Source organism: Bradyrhizobium sp. USDA 4516 (genome assembly GCF_054055915.1).
The window spans coordinates 1,912,989-1,934,463 of the sequence record NZ_JBSRXT010000001.1; the positions used below are offsets into that span (position 1 = coordinate 1,912,989).

Below are 21,475 nucleotides of genomic sequence, written 5' to 3' on the forward strand. Positions count from 1 at the left end.
TTGCAACACAACGTTCGCACCCGTCGCACTTGTCCGTCGTCATGCAGATTGATCGCGAAGCTCTCTATTTTATCGGATCTTACGGCGCGCTTTGCATGTTTTGCTGCGCGGTCGCGCTGATCGATCTTCGCCACGGCATCATTCCGAATTGGCTGAACCTTGCGATCGCGGCGCTCGGTCTCGCCAACGTCGTCGTCACCGAAGGCACGATGGCCGCCTTCACCGCCATGGCGATTGCGGTCCTGGTCGGCATCGTGTTCCTTCTACTGCAGCGTCTTTACTTCGCCTTGCGGCATGTCGACGGATTGGGACTTGGCGACGTCAAGTTTCTTGCCGCCGCGGCGATCTGGGTCGGCGCGACAGGCGTTCCGACCTTGCTGCTGATCGCGGCACTCGCGGCGCTCGGTGTTGCCGGCGGCCTGCAACTCGCAGGTCACGAGATGAAGCGCCAGACCTCGATCCCGTTCGGCCCGTTTCTGGCGCTCGGGCTTCTCGTGACGCCGGCCCTTCAGAGCTGGCTCGCGTTGAACTAGCATCTCGGTCCGACGCGCAATCACATCTGGCGCCGCGCGGCCAAGGGCTTCCTTTCGGTGCTGACCGGAACCAGGCGGACATCGCCGCTCTCGTCGCCACCGGGCTGGGGCAATGTGAGCACGGCCCCCTGATCGTCCTTCTGCATCGTGACTTCGCGGCCGTTGATGGACCGCAGCTTCCATCCCTGGAAGTCATCGCCGATCTTCAGCCGCAGCGCCGTCTTGTTCGACTGATCGAGAAAGATCCCGAAGCTTTCGTCATCTCCCGCAATCGTGCCGACCAGCGACAGCGGCGGTGGCTCGATCGCGAGCTTGCGCGGCGGCGGCGCTGGCTTGCTGACCTCCGGTTCCGCAACGACGGCAGGTGGCGGTCGCCGCGACGGCGAGAACACCGGCCGGTCGCGCGTGTTGGACAGCGTCTTGAGCGGGATGCCCCACAACGGATTGGCGCTAAGCGGCCGGGGTGTCGGTGCCGGCGACGGGGTCACCCGGACCGACGTCACCGGCTCGGACGGCGGCGGTGAACTCAGCACCGGTCCGCCGAGACGGGTATCGTCGAGCATCCCGGCGTCCAATGCATCGCCGGACGGGGCAGGCACCGCGGCCGGCGCCGAATAGGCCGACACTGCCAACAGCACGATGGTCGCTGCGAAGCGTCGCATCATTTCGCTCCTCGCCATTGTCCGGAGACGCCGAGCAGCACGCGCAGCTTGCCGGGATCGGCGCCCTTGGCGCCCTCGTCGGCGACGGGTTGCACGACCAGTTGGTCGATGAACAAAAACGGCATGCCAGCTTCCAGATCGTAGAGCACCTGCTGCAATTGCGCCTGCTCGATCTCGCTGCTCGCGACCATGCTGATGAAGCCGGCCTTGGCCGGCGCGTTGGGAACATCGAGCTGCGTCGACAGCACGTTGCCGCCGGCCTTGATCACCGCACCCGACACGCGTTGCAGCAAGGTGGCGCCGGCCACCGTGACGGTCGCCCCCTCGAGATAGGCCGAGCCGGTCGGCATCGCCGGCTGACCTGGCGCGGTATTCGCCCTGGATCGCCCCTCCAGTTGCTCCAGCAATCCGGCCGCTGCCGCGACATCGCTGCGCAGGCCGATGATGTCGGAGATTGACGAGATGACGACAAAGAGCAGCAGCACGAACAGGCCGAGATAGCTCGCGGTCGCGACCATTGGCGAGGTGCTGACAGCGGTCAGCGATCGGGATGCTGCGCTCATGAGCCGGACCCAAAATAAGCAGTGATGTTGGCCTCGACGTGGAACCGCTCGGCCGATTCATTTGCCGCACGCGTCGTCGGCGCGAAGAACGTCGCGCGGGTGAATTGCGGCGACTGCTCCAGCAACCGGATCAGGGATGGCGCATCCTGGGTCAGTCCGACCACCTGCACCTTGTTGCCCTCGATGCGAAGCTCCGTCACATAGGTCGTGTCGGGCAGCACGCGCGAGACCGCTTCCAGGACCATGACGCTCGACGGCGTCGTCTGCTTGCGCTTGGCCAGCAGGCCGAGCCCGGACGAGTCGCCATTGGCATCGAGACGCAGCGCGGCGCGGCGCTGCGCGATCCGGTGTTGCAGATCGTCCTGCTCGGATTGCAGCCGCCCGCCGAGATAGATGTTCAGCAGCAGCGAGCCCGCGGCCGCGGCCGCTGTCGAGACCAGGCCGACGCGCAACAGGCGCGGAACCGAAGGCCCGGCAAGGCCGCGCAGCGACTTGTCGAGCAGCGTCACCTGCTGCGCGGCGCCGTCGCCGCCAACCGCCGGCGCGAACACCGCGATGGAGGCGGCGCCGAGCATCCTCGCCATCCGGATCAACGGATCGACCTTCGTCGCCGCGGTCGCGCCGAACGCGACTTCAATGCGGTCATTGGCGATCGGCTGCGGCGAACTCCAGCCAAAGACAGCATCGGCGGCGCTCCATGGTGTCAGCCGGTCGACCTGCGCGCGGATCATGCCGTCGAGGAAGTCGCTTGCCTGGCTCGGGAAATCGAGCACGCGGCTGACGATTTGATCCGATCGCAAACGTACCTCGATGCGGCTGCCGTCGAACGCGGTCTTCCACTCCGCCGGCAGCGGAGGCTGCGGCGCATCGTGATCGAGCCGGAACGAAACCGGCATCGAAGGCGAGCCACCCTTCGAGACCGCGAGGCGGGCGGTGAACGTGCCGTCGCCATTCTCGTCGAGCTCGATGCTGCGCCGGCGCATGAACCTGCCGGCGACGCCGTCGACGGTGGTCGCGACCGCGGTGATCCATTGCTCGAACCATTGCCGTGCCTCGGCAAGCATTGCCATCATCCTCTCTTGCGCAGCAGAACCGGGTTTCGCGGCTCGACGTCGTTTTGCCAGGACAACACCCGATAGGGCTCGACCTTGTCGCCGAGTGCGATCACCGCCTCGGATGTGGTGCGGTGACCGTTGCGGAAGCGGATCGAGATTGCGATCCGATAGCACGGGCTCTGCGCCGTCGATGCCGCGCTTTGCTGGCTTGGGGCCTGCGCGGCCGCGGCGATGCTGTTCGGCGAAGCCGGACGCGCCCCGAAGCCGTCCCGGTCCTTCCCCGACGCCTTATCGACGGCGAGAGCGACTTCCGGCGCAGCGATGGTCGGATCAACATCCGGACCGCCGTTGAACACCGTCACGAACGGCAACACGCGATCGACAAACGCTTCGGGGATGCCGGCGACCAGCGCCAGCTCGTTGACATGGGTGAACAGCCCCTGCCGCGGCGAATAGCCAAGCGCGTTGTAGCGTGCCGCCTCCACATTCTCGCTGCCCGGCGCGGGCCGGGTTCGCCAGCCGACGATCCGGTCGGCATATTCGGCGGCGGCGTCCTTGCGGGCACCGAGCACGACGAACAGGCCGATCAGCATCTCCTTCGATGCATAATTCAGATCAAGGCGGCCGGCCTCCGACGTGAAGGTGACATCGACGCTGGCATCGTCGAGACCGAAATGAAACGTCCCCTGCTGCGGCCTCGTCTTCTCGTCCGTCAGCGTCAGCTGATAGGCGGTGAGCTCAACCCCGGCCGACACCAGCGCCTCGGTCTGCAACGACAGATCGCTGGCCGCCAGCGCGCGCGCCGACGCGGCCAGATAGGCCGAGAAGATGATCGCCAGCGACGACAGCGCCAGCAGGATCCAGAGCACCGCAACGATGACGAAGCCGCGATTGGCCGGCGATCGGCCGACATTGCCGGACGCGCGCATCACGTCTTCCCCTGATCGGTGGCACTGCCGGAACTCTGCCTGTCGCCGCAATTGCCGTCCGGCTTGGTGCAGTCGCTCGGAATCTGGACATGGACCGGCGCGATGGTCGAAACCGACAGGACGCGCTGGCTCGCCGCATCGCGCACGGTCAGCCGGATCATCGCCGGCAGTCTGTCCGCGTCCTTCCACGCGCTCTTCCAGGCCCGGTCAGCACCGGCATAGGCGAACGACAGCCGATAGGGCGCGCGCAGCAGCACCACCGGGCTGGCGAGATGGACCTGTTCCGACAGCGACACCCCTTCAGCCAGCGGCGTGAACCGCGTCTGCGTGCGAACCGTGACGAACTCGCCGCGATCGCGCGTCTCGCCAAGGCGCACCACGTCGAGCCCCGCCCCGGCATTCGGCCCCACCGACGTGCGCACAAACATCACGGACAACTCCGATCCGTCGAACAGCGGCTTGTGGCTGTCGCGGTTGGCGGCAACGAACTCCGCGGCCGCAAGATCGGCGCCGATCCGCTCCAGCGCGATCCCGATCAATTCGCTGCGCTGGATCCGGTCGAGGCCCCTGTTCCAGCTCGGCAGCCACTGCGCCGTGATGCTGGCGAGCGCCGACAGCAACAGCCCCATCAGCGCCAGCGCGACGATGGTCTCGATCAGCGTGAAGCCGCGCTCGCCCGTTCGCTGGTCTGCCCATGCCCGGGTCATTCCGACGACCTCGGCATCAGGCGCACGGTGCGAATGTCGGACAGCGCACCGCCCGGAGATTTGACGCGAATCCGTACCAGCTCCGGAGCCCAGGGCACATTGCCCTCGGGCACCTTCCAGTCGCCGCCGAGCGGACTGACATCAATCGTCCAGCGGTAGCCTTCCGCCTGCCCCGTCGAGGTGCCCGACTGCAATTCCGCGCGGGGCGGGATGCCGACCGTCATCAAGGTGCGCACCGCCTGCATCAGCGCCACGTGCTGCTCCAGCGCCCGCACGCCGCGCGTCTTGACGCCCATGAGGGCGCCGATCGCAACGATCGAGACAGCCACCAGCGCCAGCGCCACCAGCACCTCGATGATGGTGAACCCCGCATCAGCGCGGTTAGTTGGCGGCGACGTCGCGAGCAACGATTTCAACCCTTCCGGTAAGCCAGTTGACGCGGACCTCATATCCAGCATCGAGCCGCGTCAGCGCGATGGAGCCGCCGCAGGAACCGCCATTGGCGAAGAAGCGGATCGTCGACAGCGCGGCGCGGCGCTGACAGCCCTGCGGCAGAACGGCATCGAGCCGCACGTCTTCGGGGATCCGCACCATCATGCGCGACGCACCGGAGTGGATCACCCGGCTCGGCGCATCGACCAGCGTCGCAACGCTGGTGCTGCGCTCGATGGCGGCATTCCGATCCGCCTTCAGCAGCGTCGCGGTCTGCAACGCATAGGCCTGCAGGCGCGATCGCGAGGTCTGGTGCGGAATGAACGGAAGCAGCACGGCCGCCAGCAGCGCGATGATGGCAAGCACGCACACCATCTCGAGCAGGGTGAAACCGCGCTGCGTCGCGTCATTCATGCTTGCCATGCATCCTTATTGGTCGTTGTTGGCGGCGGTGGTCTTCTCGAGCGAGATATCGGCCGAGGTGCCGCTGCCGCCCTCCTGACCATCGGAGCCGTAGGAGACGATGTCATAGGGTCCGTGCTCGCCGGGCGAGCGATAGAGATAGGGGTGGTTCCAGGGATCGTTTGGCACGTTGCCGCCCTTCAGATACGGGCCGTTCCAGGCCGCGACCCCCGGCGTGCGCCGCACCAGCGCGGCAAGCCCCTCAGCCGTGGACGGGAAGCGCCCGGCGTCGAGATAGAACAGGTCGAGCGCGCTGGAGAAGCTCTGCAACTGAATGCGCGCGGTCTTGACCTTGGATTCGCTGAGATAGTTGAGCACGCGCGGGCCGATCAGCCCCATGATCAGGCCGATGATCGCGATCACCACCAGCATCTCGACCAGCGTGAAGCCCTCCTGCCCCGAACGCCTCTGGCTTTGCGACGGCGCGCGAGCGCGTTCCACTCGCGTGGCGAATGCCTTTATGATGGTGTTGCGCGATATCATGGCCGATGACCCCTGCTCTAACCGACTAGCTGCGTGACCGAGAGCAGCGCCGTCATGACCGACACGATCAGTCCGCCGACGACGGTGCTGATCGTGATGATCGCCAGCGGACCGACGATGCCGACGACCCGGTCCAGGCTGCGCTGCAATTTTGCTTCGTAGAATTCCGCGACCCGCCCGGCCAGCACCGGCAGCTGCCCGGTCTCTTCACCGAGCCGCAGCATGCGGACCGCCATCGGCGGCAGACTGTCCGCCACGGCGAGTGCTTCCGACAATTTGCCGCCATGGCGGACGCGGTCGGCGGCGGCGGTCCAGTTCGCCTCGCTTCCGGTCACTGACATGATGTCGACCAGGATGCGCAACGCGGCGGTGAGGTTGACGCCGCTGCCGAGCAGGACGCCGAGATTGCGGCAGAACAGGCTGGCGCGATAGAACTGGAAGGCGCTGCTGATGCCCGGCACCCGCGAGATGGCGTTGACCAGCGCGGCGCGGACGCCCGACTGCCGCAACAGCCACCATGCGAGCGCAATCGTCGCCGCGCTGATCAGGCTTGCCGCGGTGGCATTGGCGCGCAGGAAATCCGACACCGCGATGAAGCTGGCGAGCGCCGTGTCCGACTTGCCGCCGAAATCGCCGAGCACGGTCGAGAATTGCGGCAGCACGAACAGCAGGAAGAACAGCATCACGCCGGACGCCGCGACCAGCACGAAGGCCGGATATTGCATGGCGTCGGTCAGCTTGCGCCGCATCTGCTCGGAACGCGCGCGCTCGGTGCCCAGCATCTCCAGCACAGAATCGAGCGTGCCGGAGATTTCTCCCACCCGGACCAGGGCGATGTACATCGGCTGGAACAGGGTTGGATGATCGGCGACCGCGTCGGCGAAGCTCTCGCCGGTGAGCAGGGCGGCGCGAATTTTCGCCACCACCGGACGCATCCGGCCCACGTCCGCGTCGCCCGACAGCAGCTCCAAGGCATCGTCGAGACGCGCACCGGCCTTGAGCAGCAGTGCGAGATCACGCGTGAACGTAGTGACCTCGGCCGCGCTCGGCCCGCCGAACAGGCTGCGGGCGCCGACGGCGCCGGATGCGCGCTTGTCCTCGGTGGTTTCGATCGGCAGCAGCTTGAGATATTCGATCCGCCGCGCCACCTCGGCCGCCGTCGGGGCGGAGATCGTGCCGTTCACGATCTCGCCGGCCTGGGTCAGAGCGCGATAGCGATAATTCGGCACGGCGTCACCGCACCGTTGCGACGCGGAGGATCTCGGCGGGCGAGGTCAATCCGGCGCGGCATTTGGCGACCCCATCGTCGAGCATCGTGGTCATGCCCGAGCGGATCGCCATCGTATCGATCTTCAGCCCGTCGGTTCGCTCCCCGATCAGTTCGCGCAGTTCATTGGACAGTTCGAGCAGTTCGAACACGCCGAGGCGGCCGCGATAGCCGGTCCCGCCGCAGCGCTCGCAGCCGCATGGCTCGTGAATGATCTCGTCGGCCTTGAAGCCGAGCGCGGCGAGCCGGGGGTCCTCGGCGAAATCGGCTGTTGCAAGCGGCCGCGCCGTCTTGCAGCGCTCGCAGAGTTGCCGGACCAGACGCTGCGCGATCACGCCGCGCAGCACCGAACGCAACAGATAGCCTTCGACCCCGAGGTCGAGCAGACGCGGCACCGCGGCAGCCGCGGTCTCGGTGTGCAGCGTCGTCAGCACCAGATGCCCGGTCAGCGCCGCATGCACCGCGACATGCGCGGTCTCGGAATCTCTGACTTCACCGACCATGATCACGTCAGGGTCCTGGCGAACGAAGGACCGCAGGGCGGTGGCGAAGGTCAGGCCGATCGCGGGCTTGATCTGGGACTGGTTGACGCCGGGAAGCTCGTATTCGACCGGATCCTCGATGGTCAGGATCTTGCGGCTCGGCTCATTGAGGATCGACAGGATCGTCGCCAGCGTCGTGGTCTTGCCGCTGCCGGTCGGCCCCGTGATCACGACCATGCCGTGCGGCAGCTTCAAGAGCCGCCGCAGCTTGGCTTCGTCAGGCTCGGAGAATCCGAGCTTTTCGACCACCAGCAAGCCGCGATCCTTGGGCAGGATGCGGATGACACAGGATTCGCCGTGCTGCGTCGGCATGATCGCGACGCGGATATCGATGTCGGTGCGACCGGCCCGCAGCCGCGCCGCGCCGTCCTGCGGCAGGCGGCGCTCGGCGATATTGAGGTTGGCGATGATCTTGATGCGGGAGACCACCGCCTGGGGCAGCACGCCCGACAGCGCGGCGACCGGCCGGAGCAGACCATCGATCCGTAAGCGCACCATCAGCCCGCCGGAGAACGGCTCGATATGGATGTCGCTGGCGCGAAGCTCGACCGCCTTTTCGATCAGATCGTTGACCGCGCGCACCACCGGCGCGCCGCTGGCGAGATCGCGCAGGCTCTCGATGTCGTCTTCGCGGGGCAGCGCCGCCGCGCTATCGGCGGCCTCGGCCTCTTCAGTGCTGGAAGAGTTGTTCAGCGCGATGGCGACGTCTTCTGACGATGCCACTTTCACATTGATATCAGCGCCAAGCACGATCTGTGCCGCGCGCAGCGTCGCCTGATCGGTCGGGTCGACGACGGCGAGCACCGTGGTCCCGTCGACCGCCCGGCACGGATAGACCATGGTCTCGCGCAGGAAGCGCGGCGAGAACGCCCCGACCAGCGGCTCGGCCGACGTCATCTCCTGGAGCGTCAACCGGCCGAGCGCAAAGAAGCGCGCGGCTTCGTCGGCGAAGTCGGTCGGCGAGAGGCTGGTGACCTCCCACAGCTTCGATTGCCTTGCGTCGGCGCCCTGCCCGGTCCGCTCGGCCGTTCCATCGCTCGGCGCCAGGTGATTGTTCTGACGCAGATAATCCACGAACCGAACGGACAGGTCGTTGGCCATTCTCGATATCCCGCCACACTATCCCGGATCAGTTCGTGCCAAGTGCCGCTGCGTGCCGTCGCGTTCGGCTCCCGGCAATTGTGCGGTTATCGATCCGAAGTGTGACAGCTGTGCGAAGTCACATCATTCGTCGCGCTCAAGAAACTTTGAGGGTGGCATCGCGGACACAAGCAGCGCGCCGGCTGCACAGTTTAGGTGCGATGCGATGGGCAGGTCGCGAACGACAATCATGTAACCAATTTATTTCTGTCATGTTCGATCGCTAAGAGTCCCTCCGGGGCAGGACCGATCGTCGCAAGCAATCGAAATTTCAGTTAGTCAAAGCGAAGGGCCTTCATGCAACGCGTAGGCACAGTGGGCCGCTGCCCGACGATCCGTGGCGGCCTCGCAGCCATTTTTGCCTTGACGTCATTGGGGCTGTTGGCGTCCTGCAATTCTGCGACGGTCGGCGAGAGCGTGGACGCATCCCAACTCGACGTCACCGACAAGGTGCGCTCGCTGGACCTGGCGCAGCGCCAGCCGCAACCGGCGAACGCACTGGCGGCGACGGGCGGCAGCCAGAGCGGCAGCGTCCGCGCGGCGATGTATGACGGAAGCGAAGTGACGGCGGTCGCGGACGCGCGGCCTCAGCCGGCGTCGAACGGCAATGGCTTCGATCTGAATTTCGAGAGCACGCCGGTGGCGACCGTCGCCAAGGTGGTGCTCGGCGACATCCTGCATGTCGGCTACACCATCGACCCGCGGGTGCAGGGCACGGTCAGCCTGGTCTCGGTCCGCCCGGTGCCGAAGTCCGACATGGTGTTCGTGCTTGAAAACGCACTCCGCCTGAGCGGCGTTGTGCTGCTCAAGGATACGGCAGGCTATCGCCTGACGCCGCTCGGCGACGCCGTCGGCGGCGGCCGCGTCGATGCTGCGGCGGCCAATCCCGAACCCGGATTCGGCATCTCGGTGGTCCCCCTGCAATATGTGTCGGCGCAGACCCTCATGAAGCTGACCGACAGCTTCGCCACCAGGGCGGGCGCGATCCGCGCCGACACGACACGCAACCTGCTGCTGATCCAGGGCACCGGCGCCGAGCGCCGCACCGCGGTCGATACCGTGCTCAGTTTCGACGTCGACTGGATGCGCGGCCAATCCGTCGGCATCTTCCCGATCTCGAGCGGCTCGCCCGCGCCTGTCATTGCCGAGCTGGAGAAGATCGTCGATTCCGGCGAGAACGGCCTCAGCCAGAATGTCATCAAGTTCATGCCGATCGCGCGCCTGAACGCGATTTTGGTGGTGACCAAGAAGCCCGACATGCTGCACACGGCCGCGACCTGGATCAAGCGCCTCGACCGCAACGACACGGCGCGCACCTCGGTCCATGTCTACCGCGTCAAATACGGCGATGCGCGCCAGATCGCGCGGGTCCTGACCGACATGTTCCTTGGCGGATCGTCTGGCAACCTGCTCGACAGTGCCGACAGCCAGCTCGCGCCCGGCTCCGGCACCTCGTCGACCTCGAGCGTCGCCGACCGTCTGTCGCTCAACAACAACAACGGCGCGAATTCAGGCATGAGCGGCTTCGCATCCCGCGGCACGTCGGGGACAGGCGCAACAGGCCAGGGCCTTGGCCAGGGATTCGGCGCCGGCGGGCAAGCGAACAATCCCAACAATCCGGGCCAGGGCAACAATGCCGCGCTGGATGCCGGACGCGGTGCCGGCGGCGGCAACGGGCAGCCCGTCATGCAGGACGTCCGGATCACGCCCGATGTCGTGAACAACAATCTCCTGATCTATGCCGACCAGGCCAACTACCGCATTATCGAGTCGACCCTGCTGCAGATCGACGAGCCGCAGCTCCAGGTCGCGATCGACGCGACGATCGCCGAGGTCACGCTCAACAACACCTTGTCCTATGGCGTGCAGACCTATCTCACCAGCCAGAACCTCGGCCTGAAGCCGAACACCGGCTCGATCCTCGGCACCCAGGCCACTTCCGCTCCCGCGACCACCACCGACGCGACCACCGGCGCGGTCTCGGTCGCGGGGTCGCTCACCAATGCCTTCATCAACCAGAGCTTCCCGGGCTTCAACTTCCTGATCGGAAATGCAACGCAGCCGAGCCTGATCCTGGATGCGCTGCACGCCGTCACCAGCGTCAAGGTGCTGTCCAATCCCTCGCTGGTGGTGATCAACAACCAGGTCGCGACCCTGCAGGTCGGCGACGTCGTCCCGGTCTCGACCGGCAGCGCGACGGTGCTGACCACGAGCAACACCGTCGTCAACACCATCGACTATCGCAACACCGGCATCATCCTGAAGGTCTCGCCACGCGTCAGCGTGAACGGCACCGTGCGGCTCGATGTCGAGCAGGAGATCAGCAACGTTCCCCAAAGCAGCGGCAGCACGGTCAACCTGACGCCGACCGTTTCGGAGCGACGGGTCAAGAGCCAGATCTCGGTGGCCAACGGTCAGACCGTGCTGCTGGCCGGCCTGATCAGCGAACAGCAGAGCGGCGCCCGCAACGCGCTTCCGGTGCTCGACCAGATTCCGGGCCTCGGTGACGCCTTCGGACATCAGAGCAACGGCACCCAGCGTACCGAGCTGATCATCTTCATCCGCCCGCAGATCATCCGCAACGGCTCCGACGCCCAGACTGTGGCCGAGGAGCTTCGATCGAAATTGCGCGGCAGCATCGCCACGACATCGACCAATGCGCCGATCACCACCAGCTATCACTGAGCCGGGCAGCAGGATGCGCCGCGTTCTCGCACAACGGACGGGCCTCTCGGCTTCGCTTGCGATCGCGCTTTGGGCGATGACCGCCTCTGTCGCGAGCGCCGACAGCGTCGCGCGCGGATCGGCCGCCTTCCATCGCGGCGACTATGTCCGGGCGGCTCGGGAGCTCGCGCCGGCCGCCGAGCGCGGCAATCCGCGCGCTCTCGGCATGCTCGGCTTCTTGTATGAGCACGGCTTCGGCGTGCCGCAGGCCTACGCAGCCGCCGCCGACTGCTACTATCGCGGCGCCGTGCAGGGCGACCCGTTCGCGCAGGCCCAGCTCGGCCTGATGTACGACAAGGGTCACGGCGTTCCGACGGATTTCGTGCTGGCCTACAAATGGCTCAATCTGGCCGCGGCCCGCTCGAACGGGCGGCAGCGCGATGCCTATCTCCGTTTCCGCGATGCGGTCGCATCCAAGCTCTCGACCTATGAGATCATCGCCGGTCAGCGGTTTGCACTGGAATGGGCCCCCGATCGGCCGGCGCCGGACGTGCACCTGACCGCCAAGTAATCGCGCCTTACGGGGGTGTGCGCACGAGGCCCGCCGACACGCGCCTGCCTCGTACCTTCCGCCGCCGCAACCGGCGCCACCCGATCACGATCCCGCTGATCGAGATAATCGTACCAGCCGCCGATAGCAGCCACACCACGACGTCGCGCGCCGGCCAGATGCGCAGCAGCAGCGGGACATCGAGGCTGTGCAGCGCGTTGAACAGCCAGCGGTAGGACCGGCGGCTGTCGTCGCTGCGCTCGAGGATCTCGCCGGTGACGGGGGAGATGTGCAGCCAGGTGCGGGCGGGATCGTCGAACCCGATCCGCAATACCGGAAGCTCGCGCGCCTGGTGCAGCGTGTACCAATAGGCGTCGGGTTCATCGAGCTGCCGCGCTGATGTCATCGCAGCGCCGGGCATTGCGTGTCGGGCGGCAGCGATGACCTCGTCGCGCGAGAGGGTCATCCGCGCACCGGTCACAGGATCGGCGATGCTGCGGCCGCCGTTGCCGTCGTCGAGCAACATTAACCGGTGTCCGCCGATCCAGACGAAGCGGGCCTCCACCGCAGGCATCGATGGCGACGACTGGAAGCCGGCGACGATGTCGGCCGTGTCATGGCCGCTATAGCCGATCGCGATCTCGCGGGTGACGCCGCGGCCGGAGAACGCGCCGCCGGGATTGAGCGACAGCCAGCCGCTAAACATCCAGGTCAAGACGCAGATGCCGCCGACCAGGCCGGCGATGTGATGCCAGGCCATCCAGCCGCGATAGGGCGAGACGGCGCCATCAGCGTAGCGGCGCATCAGCCGCAGGCGGAGGACGCCGATCCAGAAGCCGGTGACCGCGACGACAAGACAGACACCCGAGATCCACAGCACCACATCCCGCCACAGCGGGCCGTCCTTGCGCAACACGGTCGGATAGATCCAGTGCGGGATCGAGCCGAGCCAATTCCAGATCCGCTCGCAACGCGTGGTGTCGAGCGCGATCTCGCCGGTGCGCGAGGAAACATAGAGCTCGGTGCCATCGGCGTCGCCGAGACCGATCAGATAGAGCGGCCGCAACGGATCGAAGCGCGACGTGACTGACCATTGGTCGCGCGTGATCGTTTCGATCAAGCGAGGCTGCAAGGCATGCGGATGATGAGCGGCAATGGCCAGCGCCTGGTCCGGCGTGATCCGGTCAATCACGCTGCCGTCGGTCGCCGAAATGGTGATCGTCCCTCCCTTCCAGCCGGTCACCCGATAGACGGGCGTGTCGTCCATCATCGAAAGCCGCAGGTCACGCGGATAACGCTCGACACCTGCGATCGCCATCGCGCGATCAGGCGTGACCCGCACCTTGCTCCAGGGAATGACAGGAAGCGCGGCGAGGCGCTCGCTGTCGGTAAGGCGCGGAAAGGCCACGTACATCATGACAAGGCCGGAGATGAACCACATCGCGAACAGGAGACACGTCGCAATGCCGATCCAGCGATGGACGATATAGAGCCACCGCCGCCCGCGCCGGATCAGAGCGTTGCGCATGGTCAGAACTTCACGTTGACGGACAATTCGGCGGTACGCGGCATGCCTAGCAGCCACTGCCCGGTGCCGTTCGAGGTCACCGCGTAAGCCTTGTCGAACAGGTTGTAGACGCGGAACGCGACCGTGGTGCGGTTATCCGGCTTCCACCTGACGCCGCCATTGACCACATTGTAGCCCGGACGCAGCTGGGTGTTGGCAAGATCGGAGTACATCGCACCGACGATCTGCACGCCGCCATAGACCGACCAGTTGGGCGCGAAATCCCAGGTCAGCCAGACATTCGAGACCTGCTGCGGCACGTTGACCGGGACATTGCCGTTGAAGCTGACGATCTTGCCGCCGACCACCTGGCTGTTGTTGTCGTATCTGGCGCGCAACAGCGCAAGATTGGCGTCGACGCGCCAGCCGTCGTTCAGCGCGAGCCCGATCGATCCTTCGACCCCGCGGGATGATTGCTGGCCGATCTGCAATGCCACGCCGCCGGTAGGGTTGCCGGGATCGGGAATCGTGAGCCCGGTCTTGACGATCTCGTAGGCAGCCAGCGTCCACTCGCCGCGGCCGCCCCAGAACGACTGCTTGACCCCGATCTCGGTCTGCTTGCCGGTCGCAAGCTGGAATGTCTTCTGCGTGGTCGACAGTGAGATCAGATTGCTGACCGGATCGACGCCGACCGCGTACTGGCCATAGAACGCGAGGTTCTTGATCGGCTCGTAAACGAGGCCCGCGCGCCAGCTAGTGCCCGATAGCGTCGTCTCAAAACTGTTTGCCGGCGTCTTGTAGTCGGTGCGGTCCACTTCGGGGCGATCATACCTGACCCCGGTCACCAGCGACAACTGATCGGTCAGCGAGAGCCGATCCTCGGCGAACAGCGCGTATTGATTGACGATCGCGTTGAAGCCCGGCGTGGTCGCCGTCGTCGTGGCGAAGAACGATCCGGGATCGAACACATAAGGATTGACCGACGACGCGCCGCCATAGGGCGAGTTGTTGGTATGGGTGAAGTCGATCCGGTTGACGTCGAACCCGGCGACGACCTGGTTCGCAAGGCCGAACACGTGGCCGCTGAAGGTCGTATCCATCCGGTTGCCGAGCTGCTTCTGGTCGTGGAAGATCTCGATATAGCTCGTGCGATCGATCAGCTGGGTCTTCGGATTCCAGGTGTAGTTCTCGATGTCGCGCCAGTGCCGCTCGCTGGTCAGGTAATACAGCGTGTTGTTGACCTTGATGCCGTCGGCGACGTCCCACTCGGTCTTGAACCGGGTCCAGCTGTCCTGATAGCGGATCGCGCTGTCCGCTGCATTGTAGTTCTTGAAGCGCAGCGCGTCCTGGATCGCGCCGTTGATCAGCGGCGTGCCGAAATAGCGCGACGGGCTGCGATCGCCGTAATCTTCCGAGAGCGTGAAGGCGAGATTGTCCGACGCCTGCACCCGCACGGCAGCGGAGACCACCGCGTTCGAGGTCTTGTCGCGATCGACCCAGCTGTCCGACATGTTGCCGGTGGCGTTGATGCGGTACGACACATTGGGATTGATCGGACCGGTGCTGTCCACCGAGAGCCGCCGCGTCATGTTGCTGTCGAGCGAAACCTCGGCCTCGTTATAGGGCGTGCTCTGCGGCTTCTTCGGAATCACGTTGATGACGCCGCCGATCGCGCCTTCGCCGTACAGCACCGAGGCCGGGCCGCGCAGCACTTCGATGCGCTGCGTCGACCAGGTGTCGTAGGGGAACGTCAGCGTGCCGGAGCCGATATAGAAGCGCGTGCCGTCATACAGCGTCATCACCGAGTTGCTGCCGGCAAAGCCGCGGGTGCTGAACGACAGGCCGCCATTGCCTGGCGCCGGCGTTGCGACGAACCCGGCCGCGTCCTGGGTGACGGCATCGAGCACATTATGCTGGCCGCGTTCAGCGATGGTCTGCGCCGTGATGATCTCGACGCTGGCCGGTGTCTGCAGCGGCGTCAGGTTGAGACGACTGCCGGTGCCGCCCTGCGTGGTGGCATTGAGCGTCGGCGATGCCGATCCCCGTACGCCCGACGCTGCGACGCGCGGCGTGTTGCCGGTTGTTGCGATCGTCGCGGGCCTCGGCCGCGCCGCGGCGGCCACGGCACGGCTTCGCGCCGCGGGCTTCGGCCTTGCCACAGCGGAAGGCGCGACCTCGATCGGATCGAGCCTGGTTGGTGGCGGTGTTTGTGCCGAGCCTTCGGCCGGCAACAGCGATGACAGGGAGCAGACGAGACCGAGGCGCCATTTGCGCGCAACGGGAGAGGACGGAGACATGAAAGGACTCGCGGTAACGTGGCACGTCACCGCGAACGCGGATGGCGCATTGCCGAAAAGGCAGTGCTCCGATCCCACCAGGACGCCCCCGCCCGATGTGCTCGCGTATGACCACGACTGACGGCAGGTCTCCTGGCTCACGGGTCATCGCCTGTCGACGCCTTCCCGGGCCGCTGGCCCAGTGGCAAATTGACGAAAGGCTCGCCGTTTACAGTTGCGGGGACAGCTGCGGCATTGGGGTTACCCTCGCACCGCATTCCCTTTTGATCCCCGAAGGGAACCGTCGGCAAAAACGATAGGTGGTGCCGGCAAGGCTGTCAATTCGATGCGATTGTCGCACACATGCTTTGCGAGATGCTGCGGCGGCGATGACACAGCGACGTCGAGGGCTGACGCCGAAAGGCAACCCGTCATCCTGAGGAGCGGGGCACGCGCGTCTCGAAGGATGCACGGCCCGGCTGGCGGCCGATTCATCCTTCGAGACGCCGCTTCGCGGCTCCTCAGGATGACGGGAAACGTAGGTTCGCGTCACTGAGCCTCGACGCATCCCTGCATCACCTCATCAATCTCCGCGCGCGACAGCGCACCCATCTCGGCGATGAACACGATGCGCGTGCGCGGCACGCCGGGCGACGGCACGCCGCCCGCAGCCAGGGTCGCCCGGCCGCCGGCGAGTTGAAGCACGGTCAGCCGCCCGGGCTGCTCCACCGTCTCGAACAATCCCTTCGCCCGCGCCAGCTTCGGCGCCAGTCTGCCGATCGCCTGCTGCAAGCGCGGCAGCACGACGGGCCGCTCCGAGGTCCAGCTCAGCGTGTCGAAGCGATCGGACGACGGCCGTCGCGGCGCGGTCTCGCGCGGCGCCGACACATGATCGAGGTCCGCTGGGAACAGCAGCGCGGCCGGCACCTCGCCATGCAAGGCATCGACCACCACGGCCGCCGGACGCACCGCGCGCACGGCGTCGCGGATCGCGGCGCACGCAGCGGCGTCAGTCAGATCGACCTTGCTCAGCGCCACCACATCCGCCGCCCGGAGCTGCGAGCGCAGCAGCGCATCGTTCAGCATCGCCGCAGGCTGCGTCGCGTCGACCACGCACAGCACGGTCTCCAGCGGCGCCTCCTTCCAGATCACGGGATCCATCAGGTTGCGCACGATGTCGGCGGGATCGGCGATCCCGCTGGTCTCGATCACGATGAATTCGGGACGCGGATCACGCCGCAGCAACGTGGCGAGCGTGCGCAGCAGGTCGCCCTCCAGCGTGCAGCAGATGCAGCCATTGCTCAGGCTGACCACGCCGTCGCTGGCGCCGGCGATCAGCTCGGCGTCGATATTGATCGCACCGAAATCGTTGACCACGGCGGCGATGCGCCGCCCTTGCGCATGCGCCAGCAGATGGTTGACGACCGTGGTCTTGCCCGCCCCGAGGAAGCCCGCGACCAGCAGGATCGGGACCGGCACCTCAGCCCCCCGTGATAGGCCGGCGCACCGGCCGGCCGGGACGCGCCGCGACATCGAGCACACCATCGCTGATCAGCGGCTGGCCGCTGACCACGAGATGCCGCACGCCCTCCGCCGGACGATTCATCGCCGAGAAGGTCGCGCGATCGCTCAGCGTCTCGTAGTCGAACACCACAACATCGGCGTCGGCGCCGACCTGCAGCCGGCCCTTGGCCCGCATCGCCGGCGTGCTCGCCGACAGGATCTCGGCCGGGATCAGCGCGCATTTGCGGATGCCCTCGAGCAGCGACACTTTCTTGCGCTCGCGCACCCATTCACGGATGAAGCGGGTGAAGCAGCCGGCCGAGCGCGGATGCGAGGTGGCATCGTCGGGCAGCGGCCAGGCGTCGCCGCTGTAGGGGCGGCCGTCCGACAGCGTCCACGGCATCGCGTCGGAGGCGATCGCGCCGCCCGGATACAGCACCGCCATATCGAGCAGATCGCGATGATGCGCGTTGTTCTCGATGTCGAGCACATGCCACAGCACCAAGGTCGAGGGCTCTTCGGCCTGTGCCGCCAGCAATTCCTCGCGGCTGCCGAAGCGGTGACCGTCGGTCACGCGCTGCACCGAATCGTAGCCGAGGCCGTTGCGCTCCTCGAATTTCGGATCGCTGAAGAAGGTCGCCGCCAGCACGGTCGAGCCGGTGCCGTAGGGATAGGCCTCCACCGTGATCGGCAGGCCCTGCGCCTGCGCTTTCGCGATCAGCGCGACACAGCGCTCGATATCCGTCTTGCTCGACGAGTTGAAGTGGCAGATGTGCATATGCGCGCCGGTGGCGCCGGCATAGCCGATCAGGCGGATATAGGCTTCCGCCGCGCTCTCGGGATCGATCCGCGACATGTAGGCGACGTGGGTAAAGGTCGGCACCGCATGATCCGCCGCGAGCTGGCACACCGCGGTCAATTCCTGCACGCCGGCGCCCGGCGCATAGGCGTTGAGAATGCCGATGCCGATGCCGCCCTCGTTCAGTGCATTGGCGAGGCGCTCCAGGATGCCGCCGACCTCGCCTTCGGTCGCGACGTTTTCGATCCAGCGGCGATCGCGCATCGCGGCACCAAACGATTCCAGCGAGCTCTCCGAATTCGAGCCGGTCATCGCACCGATGCGCGCGAAGGCCCAGTTGGCGGCGGCGCCGTAGTTCAGCACCCTGCCCTTCTCGGCCTGGCGCTTGTACCAGGACGCGACCGGCAACACGCCGGCCTCGAGGTCGAGCGAGGTCGTCACCCCGTCGAACGCCTGCATGCGGTCGGCTGGAATGGTCTGGCCATGCGCGTGCAGGTCGATGAAGCCCGGCGCCACCACGAGCCCGGTCGCGTCGATCTGCCGTTCGGAACCGCCGAGGCCGGTGCCGACCGCGGCGATCTTGCCGTCGACCACGGCGACATCGCCGATCGCGTCCATCCCGCTGGCCGGATCCACCACCCGGCCGCCGCTGATCACCAAGCCACCCATCTCGCCACTCCCCGCATTCCGAAACCGACCGGTCTCCTGTCGAGCACAGAGAAGCGCATCGCACTGATCGCAGCAAGCCGGCCAGGGTTGTGGCGACATGCTGTGACGGAATATCCGCCGCGCCGTGATGGCGATTGCAGAGTGAGGCCCTTCCTACGTTCCGGTTGCACGCCGCGACGGCAGCCCGCGCCAGAGATCGGGGCCGGGCTTCACGCGGCTCGTCACGAGTTTCGGCGGCGTGCGGTCCCTGGCGATCGCCGCCTCGACCGCACGTTTGAGCCTGACGTTGTCGATCTTCGCCAGGAATCGCCGGATGACGGCCTCCTGATCCGCGCCCTGACCGGAGATCGCCGCGCACAGCTCCGCGGTCGTCCTGCGGAAGAAGTGGAAGGCGTCATCGGCCGCGCCACCCAGCCGGTCGACCTCGCCGGCCACACCGAGCGCGTGCATCCGATCGTCGTCGCCCAGCGTCACTGCGAAGCGCAGCACGGCAAGCTGCCAGGCACGGAGCAGCTTGCTCTCCGGTTCGGTCGCATTCTCGCGCATCAGTCGAACACCCCGCGCGCCTGACGTCCTTCGGCTGTCGAGGGAGGTCGGGCGCGGCGCGACTATCCTTGCGCGGGAATAGGTTTTCGAGGGGAGCGCGCGCCCGATCGCATAGGAATCGCATAGGCGGAGCGCGCCGAGGCCCAATTCGCTCAGATCCCCTCGAACTGCAGTCGCGCCAGCCGGGCGTAGAGTCCGCCCGCGGCGACCAGTTCGGCGTGGGTGCCCTGCTCGACGATCCTGCCCTGGTCCATCACCATGATGCGGTCGCAGGACAAGACGGTCGCCAGCCGATGCGCGATCACCAGCGTGGTGCGGTGGCGCATCAGTTCCTCCAGCGCGGTCTGCACCAGCGTCTCGCTCTCGGCGTCGAGCGCCGAGGTCGCCTCGTCGAGCAGCAGCAGCGGCGCATCGCGCAGGATCGCGCGTGCGATCGCGATGCGCTGGCGCTGGCCGCCTGACAGCGTCACGCCGCGCTCGCCGAGCTGGGTGTCGAAGCCTTCGGGCAAGCGGCGCAGGAATTCGGTGGCATGGGCGAGATCGGCGGCACGCTCGACCTCGGCGTCGGTCGCATCGGGCCGGCCGAACCGGATGTTCTCGCGGGCGCTGGCGGCGAACACCACGGAATCCTGCGGCACCAGCGCGATGCGCGCGCGCACCTCGGCCGGATCGGCCTGCCGAATCGACACGCCGTCGAGCGAGATGGTGCCCGATTTCGGATCGTAGAAGCGCAGCAGCAGATGGAACAGCGTGCTCTTGCCGGCGCCGGACGGGCCGACGATCGCGACCTTCTCACCTGACCGGACCGAGAGCGACACTTCATCGACCGCAAGCGCGTTGGGCCGGGTCGGATAGGCGAAGCTGACATTGTCGAAGCCGACATCGCCGCGCGCCGGCTGCGGCAGCGCGCGCGGCGACGCGGGCGCCGCGATCTGCGGCCTGACGCGCAAGATCTCGAACAGCCGCTCGGCGGCGCCCGATGCGGCCGAGACCTCGCCCCAGACCTCGCTGAGCTGGCCGAGGCCGCTCGCGGCGAACGCCGTATAGAGAATGAACTGGCCGAGCCGGCCCGGACTGATGGTTCCGACCAGCACGTCGTGCGAGCCGACCCAGAGGATCACGACGACGCTGGCGAACACGATGAAGATGACGATCAACGTCAGCACCGCCCGCGCTTTGGTCGAGCTGCGCGCGGCTTGATAGGCCTGCTCGACCTCGCCGGCAAAGCGCGTCCTGGCAAGCCGTTCGCCAGTATAGGCCTGCACGGTGCGGATCGCGTTGACCAGCTCGGAGGCATAGGCGCTGGCATCGGCCAGCGTATCTTGGGCGGTGCGCGACAGCCGCCGCACCCAGCGGCCGAACGCCACCAGCGGAATCACGATGATCGGGATCGCGAGCAGCACGAAGCCGGACAGCCGCGGGCTGGTGATCACCATCATCGCGGCGGCGCCGAAGAACAGCATCAGATTGCGCAGCGCAATCGACACCGACGCGCCGACCGCGGACTTGATCTGAGTGGTGTCGGCGGTGAGCCGCGACACCAATTCGCCTGATCGCGCGGAATCGAAGAACGAGGGCGACAGCGAAATCAGATGCGCGAACACGTCGCGCCGGAGATCGGCGACGATGCGTTCGCCGATCGTCATCACGAGGTAATAGCGCGAGGCGCTGGCACAGGCGAGCACCGCGACGACCGCGATCATCACGCTGAAATAGCTGTTGATCATCGCGATGCCTTCGGGCGTGAAGCCCATGTCGATCATCCGCCGCACCGCGACCGGCACGATCAGCGTGGTGATCGCGGCGATCGTCAGCGAGATCAGCGCGAGGATCGCCCGGCCCTTGTAGCGCGCCACATAGGGCGCGAGCGCAAGCAACGGCCGCAACCGGGCACGGCTCTTCGCCGGCTCCGTGATCTGGCTCTCGATGAAGGCTTCCTCATCGAGCAACGCGTCGCGCGGAGGCTGCGGGGCGCCGCGCGGGGTCTCAAGCTGTTCGGCTACGCTCATCAATCTAGACCGGTTCTATCGCCCCCCACATAGGCCCGCCGACCCCCGGCTGGCAAATCCGGTAAAGTCCCAATCCGGTGATGGGCTTAGGCCCTTTCTTGGCTTGTTTTGGCGGGCTCCATGGGTTATAGACCCGCGCAAATCCCGTATTCCAGACATCTTGAGACGGGCGCCGGC

At 66.5% G+C, this 21,475-nt stretch carries 19 protein-coding genes and 1 riboswitch; of the genes, 3 read left to right on the top strand and 16 right to left on the bottom strand.

The features are described 5' to 3' along the window. The first annotated feature begins 95 nt into the window (after positions 1-95). Positions 96-533: a prepilin peptidase gene (locus ACVI1L_RS08980; RefSeq protein ID WP_456782721.1), complete on the top strand. Its 438-nt coding sequence runs from the start codon at positions 96-98 to the stop codon at positions 531-533. Between the two features lie 20 nt (positions 534-553). On the opposite strand, the gene ACVI1L_RS08985 is transcribed toward ACVI1L_RS08980, so the two are convergent. Genes ACVI1L_RS08985 through ACVI1L_RS09030 form a run of 10 tightly spaced genes read right to left on the bottom strand, consistent with a single transcriptional unit; the run spans position 554 to position 8,736 of the window. Then, positions 554-1,195 carry a hypothetical protein gene (locus ACVI1L_RS08985; RefSeq protein WP_456782722.1) on the bottom strand — a complete coding sequence of 214 codons (642 nt, stop codon included), beginning with the start codon at positions 1,193-1,195 and terminating at the stop codon, positions 554-556. Continuing rightward, positions 1,195-1,758, bottom strand: a complete 564-nt coding sequence (gspM, locus tag ACVI1L_RS08990) for a type II secretion system protein GspM (RefSeq protein WP_456782723.1) — start codon at positions 1,756-1,758, stop codon at positions 1,195-1,197. The genes ACVI1L_RS08985 and gspM overlap by 1 nt, the downstream gene beginning before the upstream one ends. Beyond that, positions 1,755-2,828, bottom strand: coding sequence for a PilN domain-containing protein (locus tag ACVI1L_RS08995; protein WP_456782724.1), 1,074 nt, complete (start codon positions 2,826-2,828; stop codon positions 1,755-1,757). The genes gspM and ACVI1L_RS08995 overlap by 4 nt, the downstream gene beginning before the upstream one ends. Further along, positions 2,828-3,742 carry a general secretion pathway protein GspK gene (locus ACVI1L_RS09000; RefSeq protein ID WP_456782725.1) on the bottom strand — a complete coding sequence of 305 codons (915 nt, stop codon included), beginning with the start codon at positions 3,740-3,742 and terminating at the stop codon, positions 2,828-2,830. The genes ACVI1L_RS08995 and ACVI1L_RS09000 overlap by 1 nt, the downstream gene beginning before the upstream one ends. Continuing rightward, complete coding sequence (locus ACVI1L_RS09005) at positions 3,742-4,449, bottom strand: PulJ/GspJ family protein (RefSeq protein WP_456782726.1); 708 nt, start codon at positions 4,447-4,449, stop codon at positions 3,742-3,744. Before ACVI1L_RS09005 ends, ACVI1L_RS09000 begins: the two co-directional genes overlap by 1 nt. Continuing rightward, positions 4,446-4,865: a prepilin-type N-terminal cleavage/methylation domain-containing protein gene (locus ACVI1L_RS09010; RefSeq protein ID WP_456782727.1), complete on the bottom strand. Its 420-nt coding sequence runs from the start codon at positions 4,863-4,865 to the stop codon at positions 4,446-4,448. Before ACVI1L_RS09010 ends, ACVI1L_RS09005 begins: the two co-directional genes overlap by 4 nt. After that, positions 4,831-5,295 (bottom strand): type II secretion system protein, encoded by a 465-nt coding sequence (locus ACVI1L_RS09015; protein WP_076827491.1) that lies wholly within the window; start codon positions 5,293-5,295, stop codon positions 4,831-4,833. The genes ACVI1L_RS09010 and ACVI1L_RS09015 overlap by 35 nt, the downstream gene beginning before the upstream one ends. A gap of 15 nt (positions 5,296-5,310) precedes the next feature. Continuing rightward, positions 5,311-5,826, bottom strand: coding sequence for a type II secretion system major pseudopilin GspG (gspG, locus tag ACVI1L_RS09020; RefSeq protein WP_229190386.1), 516 nt, complete (start codon positions 5,824-5,826; stop codon positions 5,311-5,313). Positions 5,827-5,843: 17 nt separating this feature from the next. Next, on the bottom strand, positions 5,844-7,055 hold the full coding sequence (locus ACVI1L_RS09025; protein ID WP_229190387.1) for a type II secretion system F family protein: 1,212 nt from the start codon (positions 7,053-7,055) through the stop codon (positions 5,844-5,846). Between the two features lie 4 nt (positions 7,056-7,059). Continuing rightward, complete coding sequence (locus ACVI1L_RS09030) at positions 7,060-8,736, bottom strand: GspE/PulE family protein (RefSeq protein WP_253588781.1); 1,677 nt, start codon at positions 8,734-8,736, stop codon at positions 7,060-7,062. 336 nt (positions 8,737-9,072) lie between these two features. Here ACVI1L_RS09030 and gspD point away from each other — a divergent pair, with 336 nt between their 5' ends. Continuing rightward, entirely contained in the window at positions 9,073-11,460 is a 2,388-nt protein-coding gene (gene gspD, locus ACVI1L_RS09035) for a type II secretion system secretin GspD (RefSeq protein ID WP_194295345.1), read from the top strand. A gap of 76 nt (positions 11,461-11,536) precedes the next feature. Then, positions 11,537-12,010 (top strand): tetratricopeptide repeat protein, encoded by a 474-nt coding sequence (locus tag ACVI1L_RS09040; protein ID WP_253625332.1) that lies wholly within the window; start codon positions 11,537-11,539, stop codon positions 12,008-12,010. A 7-nt stretch (positions 12,011-12,017) separates the two neighbouring features. Here ACVI1L_RS09040 and ACVI1L_RS09045 read toward each other — a convergent pair whose 3' ends face one another. The 6 genes from ACVI1L_RS09045 to ACVI1L_RS09070 all read right to left on the bottom strand — a co-directional run bounded on the left by ACVI1L_RS09045 (position 12,018) and on the right by ACVI1L_RS09070 (position 21,298). Then, positions 12,018-13,517, bottom strand: coding sequence for a PepSY domain-containing protein (locus tag ACVI1L_RS09045; protein WP_456782728.1), 1,500 nt, complete (start codon positions 13,515-13,517; stop codon positions 12,018-12,020). 2 nt (positions 13,518-13,519) lie between these two features. Next, entirely contained in the window at positions 13,520-15,793 is a 2,274-nt protein-coding gene (locus tag ACVI1L_RS09050) for a TonB-dependent receptor (protein ID WP_456782729.1), read from the bottom strand. Positions 15,794-15,898: 105 nt separating this feature from the next. Next, a riboswitch (cobalamin riboswitch) is annotated at positions 15,899-16,093 on the bottom strand. A gap of 228 nt (positions 16,094-16,321) precedes the next feature. Next, positions 16,322-17,251, bottom strand: a complete 930-nt coding sequence (locus tag ACVI1L_RS09055; RefSeq protein ID WP_141340056.1) for a CobW family GTP-binding protein — start codon at positions 17,249-17,251, stop codon at positions 16,322-16,324. A 1-nt stretch (position 17,252) separates the two neighbouring features. After that, positions 17,253-18,743: an amidohydrolase family protein gene (locus ACVI1L_RS09060; protein ID WP_057017717.1), complete on the bottom strand. Its 1,491-nt coding sequence runs from the start codon at positions 18,741-18,743 to the stop codon at positions 17,253-17,255. 153 nt (positions 18,744-18,896) lie between these two features. Continuing rightward, complete coding sequence (locus tag ACVI1L_RS09065) at positions 18,897-19,289, bottom strand: hypothetical protein (protein ID WP_456782730.1); 393 nt, start codon at positions 19,287-19,289, stop codon at positions 18,897-18,899. Between the two features lie 152 nt (positions 19,290-19,441). Next, the gene (locus ACVI1L_RS09070; protein ID WP_456782731.1) at positions 19,442-21,298 is read right to left on the bottom strand and encodes an ABC transporter ATP-binding protein/permease; all 1,857 of its coding nucleotides are present in this window, start codon (positions 21,296-21,298) and stop codon (positions 19,442-19,444) included. Positions 21,299-21,475: the final 177 nt, after the last annotated feature.

Excerpts from the sequence above, each read along its gene's own strand:
- ACVI1L_RS09030 (WP_253588781.1), bottom strand. The coding sequence starts at position 8,736 with ATGGCCAACGACCTGTCCGTTCGGTTCGTGGATTATCTGCGTCAGAAC.
- gspD (WP_194295345.1), top strand. The coding sequence starts at position 9,073 with ATGCAACGCGTAGGCACAGTGGGCCGCTGCCCGACGATCCGTGGCGGC.
- ACVI1L_RS09050 (WP_456782729.1), bottom strand. The coding sequence starts at position 15,793 with ATGTCTCCGTCCTCTCCCGTTGCGCGCAAATGGCGCCTCGGTCTCGTC.
- ACVI1L_RS09070 (WP_456782731.1), bottom strand. The coding sequence starts at position 21,298 with ATGAGCGTAGCCGAACAGCTTGAGACCCCGCGCGGCGCCCCGCAGCCT.
- ACVI1L_RS09060 (WP_057017717.1), bottom strand. The coding sequence starts at position 18,743 with ATGGGTGGCTTGGTGATCAGCGGCGGCCGGGTGGTGGATCCGGCCAGC.
- ACVI1L_RS09000 (WP_456782725.1), bottom strand. The coding sequence starts at position 3,742 with ATGCGCGCGTCCGGCAATGTCGGCCGATCGCCGGCCAATCGCGGCTTC.
- ACVI1L_RS08985 (WP_456782722.1), bottom strand. The coding sequence starts at position 1,195 with ATGCGACGCTTCGCAGCGACCATCGTGCTGTTGGCAGTGTCGGCCTAT.
- ACVI1L_RS09045 (WP_456782728.1), bottom strand. The coding sequence starts at position 13,517 with ATGCGCAACGCTCTGATCCGGCGCGGGCGGCGGTGGCTCTATATCGTC.
- ACVI1L_RS09065 (WP_456782730.1), bottom strand. The coding sequence starts at position 19,289 with ATGCGCGAGAATGCGACCGAACCGGAGAGCAAGCTGCTCCGTGCCTGG.
- ACVI1L_RS09015 (WP_076827491.1), bottom strand. The coding sequence starts at position 5,295 with ATGAATGACGCGACGCAGCGCGGTTTCACCCTGCTCGAGATGGTGTGC.
- ACVI1L_RS09005 (WP_456782726.1), bottom strand. The coding sequence starts at position 4,449 with ATGACCCGGGCATGGGCAGACCAGCGAACGGGCGAGCGCGGCTTCACG.
- ACVI1L_RS08995 (WP_456782724.1), bottom strand. The coding sequence starts at position 2,828 with ATGGCAATGCTTGCCGAGGCACGGCAATGGTTCGAGCAATGGATCACC.
- gspG (WP_229190386.1), bottom strand. The coding sequence starts at position 5,826 with ATGATATCGCGCAACACCATCATAAAGGCATTCGCCACGCGAGTGGAA.
- ACVI1L_RS08980 (WP_456782721.1), top strand. The coding sequence starts at position 96 with ATGTTTTGCTGCGCGGTCGCGCTGATCGATCTTCGCCACGGCATCATT.
- ACVI1L_RS09040 (WP_253625332.1), top strand. The coding sequence starts at position 11,537 with ATGACCGCCTCTGTCGCGAGCGCCGACAGCGTCGCGCGCGGATCGGCC.
- gspM (WP_456782723.1), bottom strand. The coding sequence starts at position 1,758 with ATGAGCGCAGCATCCCGATCGCTGACCGCTGTCAGCACCTCGCCAATG.